7 protein-coding genes are annotated in these 8,232 nt (G+C 72.0%); 3 read left to right on the top strand and 4 right to left on the bottom strand.

The window, feature by feature from the left end:
* Window positions 1-143 precede the first annotated feature (143 nt).
* Complete coding sequence (locus MKK84_RS28260) at window positions 144-1,499, bottom strand: Y-family DNA polymerase (protein ID WP_243925351.1); 1,356 nt, start codon at window positions 1,497-1,499, stop codon at window positions 144-146.
* Entirely contained in the window at window positions 1,426-2,205 is a 780-nt protein-coding gene (locus tag MKK84_RS28255; RefSeq protein WP_243925350.1) for an ImuA family protein, read from the bottom strand. Before MKK84_RS28255 ends, MKK84_RS28260 begins: the two co-directional genes overlap by 74 nt.
* A gap of 232 nt (window positions 2,206-2,437) precedes the next feature.
* On the opposite strand from MKK84_RS28255, the gene MKK84_RS28250 reads away from it, so the two are divergent.
* Window positions 2,438-3,274, top strand: coding sequence for a collagen-like protein (locus MKK84_RS28250; RefSeq protein WP_243925349.1), 837 nt, complete (start codon window positions 2,438-2,440; stop codon window positions 3,272-3,274).
* A gap of 10 nt (window positions 3,275-3,284) precedes the next feature.
* Here the strand turns inward: MKK84_RS28250 and MKK84_RS28245 are convergent, their stop codons facing one another.
* Window positions 3,285-4,502 (bottom strand): TIGR03862 family flavoprotein, encoded by a 1,218-nt coding sequence (locus tag MKK84_RS28245; protein WP_243925353.1) that lies wholly within the window; start codon window positions 4,500-4,502, stop codon window positions 3,285-3,287.
* Window positions 4,503-4,848: 346 nt separating this feature from the next.
* On the opposite strand from MKK84_RS28245, the gene MKK84_RS28240 reads away from it, so the two are divergent.
* Window positions 4,849-6,363: an MDR family MFS transporter gene (locus MKK84_RS28240; RefSeq protein ID WP_243925348.1), complete on the top strand. Its 1,515-nt coding sequence runs from the start codon at window positions 4,849-4,851 to the stop codon at window positions 6,361-6,363.
* Window positions 6,364-6,383: 20 nt separating this feature from the next.
* On the opposite strand, the gene MKK84_RS28235 is transcribed toward MKK84_RS28240, so the two are convergent.
* A complete protein-coding gene (locus MKK84_RS28235) occupies window positions 6,384-7,061 on the bottom strand; it encodes an HD domain-containing protein (RefSeq protein WP_243925347.1) in 678 nt (225 codons plus the stop codon).
* 117 nt (window positions 7,062-7,178) lie between these two features.
* On the opposite strand from MKK84_RS28235, the gene MKK84_RS28230 reads away from it, so the two are divergent.
* Window positions 7,179-8,138, top strand: a complete 960-nt coding sequence (locus tag MKK84_RS28230; RefSeq protein ID WP_243925346.1) for a GlxA family transcriptional regulator — start codon at window positions 7,179-7,181, stop codon at window positions 8,136-8,138.
* Window positions 8,139-8,232 lie beyond the last annotated feature (94 nt).

The raw sequence follows: 8,232 nt of genomic DNA, 5'->3' as shown, positions 1-8,232 counted from the left end.
ATCGAGTGTTACCATGATCACTCTTTGTGCCATCGGGTACTGGCTGGAGACGTATGTCAAGGCGATATACCTTCCCCCTCTCGGGGGGATGGTGTTGCTCTCTTCAAAGCGCAAGCGGGCCGCCGACCTACTCCGGAGCGACACTAGCTCCGGTGTTGACTCCACCCGTCTTCCGCGGCAGCGGCTCTCGACGCGGCAAGCAAGCGCGGGCGACTACCCTCCCCCGCAGGGGGGGGAGGGGGTGGCGCCTGTGTCTGGCCAAGACCCAAACTCGGCACCGATCCGTGCCCCTCTCCGGCCACCCAACCAACACCCCCGTCAGCCCGCTCCGGCAGATGGCTCGCCCGCGGTTCGAACCGCAGCAGCGCCCGCCCGAGCCGCTGCGCCAGGGCGTCGGCCAGGAACCCAACCCCGTCGCCCGCGGATGCCGTGCCGAGATCCGTCTGGCGGGCCGGCATGGCGCCCGTCACCGTCACGGCCAGCGTCACCGTCTCAAAGCCGAAACCCGCATCGAGGGCAGCCCCCAGCCGGTCGAGGCGCAGGGAGACCAGGGCCGCGACCCGCTCGGGATCGCGCTCGGGGCGGGACAGGCCGAGATCGAGATCGCGGACCGCGCCGTCGACCCGATGGAGGGCGAGACGCACCGCGCAGGCGCCGCGCCCGTCCCGCTCCAGCCGGGGCGCGAGTTCCGCCATCAGGTCACGGGCGGTCCGGACGATGTCCGATTGCCGGCCGATCGGGTCGAGGAAGCCACGGGCGGCGGCGTAGTCGGCTGCCTCCGTCAGGGGTGTCAGCGGCTCGGGCCGGCGCGCCAGGGCCTGATCCAGGCGCAGCAGCAGCGCCGCACCGAAGCGCCGGGCGAGCGAACCTCGGGACAGGGCGTCGAGTTCACCGATCCGGCGCAGGCCGAGCCGCCTGAGGCCCGAGACCGTGCCGGGATCGAGCCGCAAGCCTTCCACGGGCAGGGATCGCAACGCCTCGGCGGCCCCGCCCGGCGGTACGATGATCCGGTCGGTCGCGCCGTGGCGGGCCAGCGCGAAGGCGCCGCCGGGCGTGTCGGCCAGCGCGATCCGCGCCGGGATCTTCGACCGCGCGAGGCGTCCGGCGAGGTCGTCGACGAGGTTCGCCTCGCCGCCGCACAGGTGGCTCGCACCGGCGACGTCGATGTAGAGCCCGTCCGAGGCCTCGGCCGGCCCGAACGGCGCCACGAGGGGCGCGTAGCGGTAAGCCCAGCGGCAGAGGCGGATCAGGGCGTCCCGGTCGGCATCCCGGTCGGCGGGGTAGACTTGAAGCGGTACGCCGATCCGCGCCCGGACCCGGCCGAGGGGCTCGCCGGGCCGCAGGCCGAGGGCGAGGGCCTTCGGATCAAGGGCCACGAGCCGCAGGCCGCCCGGCCCCTCGGCCGCCACCGCCAGCGGGCCGCCCTCAGGCGCGAGACCGGCCCGCCGCAGCCGCGTCACCGGCCAGTGACTCAAGCAGATGCAGACGATGCGCGGCATGGTCCCACTCCAGAAGCCAGTCGCCGCCGCGCCCGTTGCGGCAGCGTTCGAGTCGCGCCCGCCAGCGCGGCTTGTCGAGGGTGCCGAACCGGTCCCGGGATGCGGGCGCGGCGGCGATCAGCCAGCGGGTGGCGGCCCCGTTGGGCATCCCGGATTCCGCGGGCCGCAGGAGCAGCAGGAGCGGCGGGGCAGAGCCTTCCGCGGCAAGCTGCAGGCGCCGGCCCGGCTTCAGCGGCATCCCGGCCCGCAGCAGGCCGATGAGGGCCGTAAGCGCACGGGCGTGCAGGGCCGCTTCCAGCGCGCGAAAGACCTCCGCATCGCTGCCGGCCTCCAGCAGGAGCAGCCGGGTGGGATCGAGGCCGAGGCCGGCAAGGCCGTGGCCGTAGGGTAGGGGCTGGCCCGGCGCGGCCACGATCAGCGTCGCGCCGGGCTGCCCGGCGAGGTGACGGGCACAGAGCGCCAGGGCGAAGCCAAGGGCCGCGATCGTGTCCGCGGGCGTCGCCGGCGCAATCTCGTGGGGTGGCCCGAGCACGAGGCCGCCGCCGGGCAGGTGAGCATCGAGGGCGTGCAGGCCGAGCGGCAGGACCGGGCGCGGATTCCGGCCACCGTCTGGCGGCGCGAGCCGCGCCCGCAGGGCGGCCAGCCGGGCCTGCCGTAAGCCGCGTGCGGGGTCCCGCTCGGTCTCGTCCGCAGGGTCCAGCCCCATCTCCGTCGGCTCCAGTCATGCCCGACGATAAGAACATAACAAGAACATGCACAAACGGTTTCGGCGGGGCTCCTGAATCTCGCGTCAGAGCAGCAGCTTGGCCTGTGGACAGGTGTGGACGCCTGTGGAGTCAGCCGCTGCCACCGGATTCAACGGCCCCGGTTGACCGCAATCGCAGGGCGAGCCCACAAGGCGGCTGCCGCGTGCCTGACGCGGCCGATACGGACCGCGCATGCGCCCAGCCCTCGCCCTCACGCTCCTGCTCGCCCTGTCGGGGGCGGCTTTGGCCCAGCAGCCGGCGGATCCGGGGGGCCAAGGCGTCCCCGCACCGCGACGACAGGCCCGGGCGCCGCAGACGCCGAGCCAGCCGATCATGGTCTACGACGCCCGCATCGAGGCCGGCGACCTACGGGTCTCGGGCTCGGTGCGCAAGCCCGGCGCCATCGTGGTGCTGGACGACGACATCTCGATCCAGGCCGACCGACGGGGCCGGTTCGTCTTCCGGGTGCCCTACCGGCCCGCGACCTGCGTGGTGACGCTTAAATCCGAACCGGACGAGCGCGAGGCGGTGGTGGCGAACTGCGCCCCCGAGGGACCGCCGGGCCCGCCCGGCCCTCAGGGCGCCGCAGGGCCACCCGGTGAGACGGGCGCCAAAGGCGAAGCAGGTACCAAGGGCGATCAAGGTCCCCAGGGTGAGATGGGGCCCAAGGGCGAGATGGGTCCCCGGGGCGAAGCCGGTCCCCAGGGTCCGGCTGGTCCGCAGGGCGCACCCGGCCCGAAGGGCGAACCGGGCGAGACAGGGATTTCCGGCCTCCAGGGCGCTCCGGGGCCGAGAGGTCTGTCCGGAACGCCGGGCGGGACAGGAGCGCGGGGTGAGGCCGGCGCCACCGCCGTCCTGCGGCCGGTGCGCAAATCCGACTGCGCAGGCGGCTGCACCGTGACCTGCGAGGGCGGGGAGACGCTGGTGACCGCCCATTGCCTCAAGGTCGGCACGCCGGTCTATGACGGGGAGGGCGCTTCCTGCCCGGCGGAGGCCGCGGGGATCGTGGGCTTCTGCACGCGGCCGTAGGTCGCCGGGCTCAGCCGCCGGTCTCGGCCAGCCACTCGAGCATCCCGGCGGCCGCCGCCCGGCCCCCCGCGATGGAGCCCTGGAGCAGGTAGCCACCGGTGGGTGCCTCCCAGTCCAGCATCTCGCCGGCCAGGAACAGGCCGGGACGGGCGCGCAGCATCGATCGCCCGTCGATGGCGTCGAGCCGGACTCCGCCCGCCGTCGAGATCGCCCGCTCGATCGGCGCCGGGGCGGTGAGAGTCAGCGGCGCGGCCTTGATCAGCCCGGCGAGCATCCCGGGATCGGCCGGGAGGGCGGCGCCGGCCGCCTCGCGCAGAAGGCCCGCCGCCACTAGCGGGAGCCCCGCGGCCTTCCGCAGACGGGTCGCGGTCGAGTCGCCCGGCCGGGCGCCGGACAGGCGGCGGGCGAGGGCGTCCCGGGTCAGGTCAGGGCGCAGGTCGATAACGAGTTTGGCGCTCCCTCGGGCGGCGATCGCCTCGCGTAGGGTGCGGGACAGGGCATAGACCGCCCCGCCCTCGAGACCGGTTTGCGTGACCACGGCCTCGCCGCGCGTCCTGGCGCCGTCGCAGGCGAGAGCGATCCGCTTCAGCGGCGCCCCGGAAAACCGGTCCCGGAACAGGTCGGACCACGCCACCGCGAAACCCACATTGGCCGGGCGCAGGGGCGACACCGCCACGCCGAGCCCTTCGAGGAGCGGCACCCAGCGCCCGTCCGAGCCGAGGCGCGGCCAGCTCGCGCCGCCGAGTGCCAGCAGGGCCGCCCGGGGCCGGATTTCGAGGGAGCCGTCCGGGGCCTCGATCGTCAGCGCCGCGTCCAGGGCCGTGAGCCGGTGCCGGGTCCGGATCCGGACGCCGAGGCGGTCGAGCCGCGCGAGCCAGCCCCGCAGCAAGGGCGAGGCCTTGAAGCTCTGCGGAAAGACGCGCCCGCTCGATCCGACAAAGGTCGGCTCGCCGAGGTCCGCGCACCAGTCCCGCAGGGCCTCGGGCGGGAAGGCCGCGATGGCGGCGTCGAGATACCCTTGCGGATGGTAGCGGCCGAGGAAGTCCGCCCGCGCCTCGCTGTGGGTGATGTTGAGGCCGCCCCGCCCGGCGATCAGCAGCTTGCGGGCGACGGAGGGCATCCGCTCGTAGACCGTGACGGCGCAGCCAGCCTCGCCCAGCACCTCGGCCGCAGCGAGCCCGGCCGGCCCGCCGCCCACGATGGCGATCTCGTCCCTATCCTGCGGCATCCGTCGGGAGAGCGGCAGGCGGGCCGGTCCTGTCAAGGGTGGCTGCCGTCGGTGGACTGAGGCCGAGCCGCTTCGCGGCAAGTCCTGTGCTGGCTCTCGGGTCGCATTCCGCTGGCGCTGCATGCGCCCGGGAAAAGGCAGCGTTTCCTCCTGACCGCCCCTGTCTCGGACAGGTGACGCGTCAGCGGAACCTGATCTGGGATCCGGCACCGGACTCGCCGCGCAAGCGGCTCCTTTATGACGGAACCCAGACCTGCAGAAAAAAATTCTCCCCCGTCCCCGAAGCTGCCGCGATCGACGCGCCAGGCTCGGCCGCCCGCACCCCGAACCGCAGAGACTCAGATACGTGGCCAGCCCCGTCGCCATCACTGGGACCCCGAGCATCCCCGCCGCGCAGGCCCAGCTCGGCCAGGCTGAAATCCGCGCGATCGTCTACGGCCTGATGACTGCGATGCTGCTCGCGGCCCTGGACCAGACCATCGTGGCGACCGCCATGCCGACCATCGGGCTGGCTTTGGGCGACGCCGCCAACCTCCCCTGGATCGTCACCGCCTACCTGCTGGCCTCCACGGCGGTGACGCCGCTCTACGGCAAGCTCTCCGACATCCACGGCCGGCGGATCATGCTGCTGATCGCCATCGCGACCTTCGTGATCGGATCGCTCGCCTGCGCGCTGGCCCCCACGATGGTGACGCTGGCGCTGGCCCGGGGCCTCCAGGGCATCGGCGGCGGCGGGCTGATTGCGCTCGCCCAGATCATCCTGGCCGACATCATGTCTCCCAAGGAGCGGGCGCGCTATCAGGTTATCATCGCGGGGGTGTTCGTGACGGCCTCGGTGGCGGGGCCGCTGCTCGGGGGGTTCTTCGCCCAGCACCTCCACTGGTCGCTGATCTTCTGGATCAATCTGCCGATCGGCGTCCTCGCCTTCGTGCTGACCAACGCCAACCTGAAGCGGCTGCCGCGTCACGACCGCCGGCATCGGCTCGACTGGCCCGGGGCCGCTTTGATGGTCGCGGGCTCGATCACCCTGCTGCTCGCGCTGAGCTGGGGCGGCGTGCGCTATCCCTGGGGCTCGGCACCGGTGCTGGGCCTCCTCGCCCTGGCCCTGGTGCTCTGCGGCGGCTTCGCAGCCAGACTCGCCACGGCGGCGGAGCCGCTGATCCCCACCGAAGTGCTACGCAACCAAGTGGTCTACAGCGCGACACTGTCGGCCTGCTTCGCCATGGGCACCTTCATCGGGCTGACCATCTACGTGCCGATCTTCCTCGAAGGGGTGATCGGCCTCTCGGCAAGCGAGTCCGGCGTCGCGCTGGTGCCGCTGATGGTCGGTACCGTGACGGGCGCGACCCTGTCGGGCCGTTCGATGATCTATTTTCGGCATTACAAGCGCCTGCCGCTTGCCATGATGAGCATCAGCCTTGCCTGCTGCGCCGTCATCGCGTGGCAGGGGCGGGCGCTACCCTTCTGGCTGATGGAGGTGCTGTTCGCGCTGCTCTCCATGGGGATCGGGACGATCCTGCCGCTGTCGACCATCGCGATCCAGAACGCCGTGGCCCGCCACCAGCTCGGCATCGCCACCGCGGCGATGAATTTCTTCCGGTCCCTGGGCGGTGCGCTGATCGTGGCGGCGTTCGGCACGATCGTGCTCGGCGGCGTCGCGGGCGGAGCCGGGGGCCATGACGTGGAGAGCCTGATCCGCGGCGCCGACCCGGCGCAGCTCGCCCTGACCTTCCGGTACGTGTTCGCGGCCGCCTGCCTGGGCCTGCTTGCGGCCTTCGGGTTCCTGGCGCTGATGGAGGAGCGGCCGCTGGGCGGGCAGGGCACGCCTAAGATGAGCGGCACGCCGGAGACGTCGGTCTGAGCCTTATAGGCGGATGCGCCTCAAGCGTGCTGGCCGCAGCCGCAGCCCGACTCATGTGCGCCACCGGGCCAGCGTGAAGCCCGGATCACGCTGCAGAAATTGCTCCTGCGGAAGCTCGGGTCCTTGTCGGCGATCACGTCTGCCTTCACGTTGCCGAAGGTGGTGTCCGGCTTGTGCCGGATGCCGTCGTAGAAGGCCTGGATGATGTCCTCCTTGAAGTCCGGCGTGCGGGGATAAGCCGAGACGACTGCTTCGCGCTCGGCATCGGAATACTGCCCGTAGGTGAGGCCCAGCACATCCATTTCGACGCCGGCCGTCACCAGCGCGACCACCGGATGCATGTGGACCGGGATGCCGGGCGTGGTGTGGAGCGCGATGGCGGTCCAGACCGTAGTGATGTCCGCCTCCGGCACCTTGTGGGCCTTGAGGAAATCGCGAGCGGCATTGGCGCCGTCCACCTCGAAGCGCTCCGTGGCACTGCTGTGATCCGGCATCAGGCCGAGGTCGTGGAACATGGCGCCCGCGTAGAGCAGCTCGCGGTCGAAGGTCAGACTACGTCTGATCCCGGCTATGGCACCGAACTGATAGACCCGGCTCGAATGGTTGAAGAGCAACTCGGTCTCGCTGTCGCGGACGAATTCGGTGATCGCTCGGGCCAGCGTGCTGTCAGGGATGGCGGCTTCGAACCGGAAACTCATGGACGGGCTCCTTTGCGCTGAGGACCGCTTCGAGCTACGAGGAGGCCGGCTTGGCATCAATCGTCGTGAGACGACGATCTCTGCCAAAATGCTGGCACCGTCGGCCACGGAGTCCCCATGGCGCCCCGATCGATCGCGCTGCTCGCCCTGCCCGATGTCCAGCTCCTCGACGTGGCCGGGCCGCTTGATGTCTTCGCCGAGGCGAACGTGCAGAGCGGTTGCGCGGCCTACAGCCTCGCCCTCGTCGGGACGGAACCCGGACCCATCACGACATCGTCGGGCCGGCGACTGCTGCCGGATCTGGTCGCCCCCGCAGATGTGGCCTTCGACACGCTCCTCGTCGCGGGCGCGCCGCGGATCCATGAGGCGGCATTCGGGCCTGATCTCCTCGCGTGGCTCAGCCGAACGGCGGCGCGGTGCCGACGCTACGGCTCGGTCTGTAGCGGGGCCTTCCTGCTCGGGCAGGCCGGTCTCCTCGACGGCCGCCGGGTCACGACCCACTGGGCCGTCGCGGACAAGCTGGCAGCGCGCTACCCTCAGGCACGGGTCCAGCCCGACGCGATCTGCCTGTTCGACGGGAAGCTCCGGACCGCGGCCGGCGTCACGGCCGGGCTCGACCTCGCGCTGGCGCTTGTGGAGGAGGACGAGGGGCCCGAGATAGCCCGTCTCGTGGCGGCCCAACTCGTGATGTTCTTCAAGCGCGGCGGGGGCCAGATGCAGTTCAGCCGCCGCGGCGTCAGCGCCCCGTCCGGCCGCTCGGCCCTCCAGGAAGTGCAGCGCTGGGTCGCCGCCCACCCGGCGGCGGATCACGGCGTCGACCACCTCGCGGGGCGGGCCGGTATGAGCCCACGCCATTTCGCGCGCCTGTTCCGGGCCGAGACCGGCCTGACCCCGGCCGCCTATGTCGAAACCGTGCGGATCGAGGCCGGCCGCCGCCTCCTCGAGACCGGTGGTGTCGCCCTGAAGCAGGTTGCGGGCGCCTGCGGGTTCCGGGATGCCGACACCTTCCGACGCGCTTTCCAGCGGCGGGTCGGCACGACGCCCGCGGAGTATCGGCGGCGGCATGCCCAAGGCTGAGGCGCGTTGCCCTTGATTCGCCCGGATCATCGCTTACCTCGAATGGATCGGCTGCGGGCCCCTCTGGCGGGCGCTGTTTAGCGCCCGTGATGTC

The organism is Methylobacterium sp. E-065 (assembly GCF_022829605.1).
Taxonomy (GTDB): Bacteria; Pseudomonadota; Alphaproteobacteria; order Rhizobiales; family Beijerinckiaceae; genus Methylobacterium.
The sequence above is the reverse complement of the archived record's forward strand: the minus strand, read 5'-3'. Positions and strand labels throughout refer to the sequence as shown.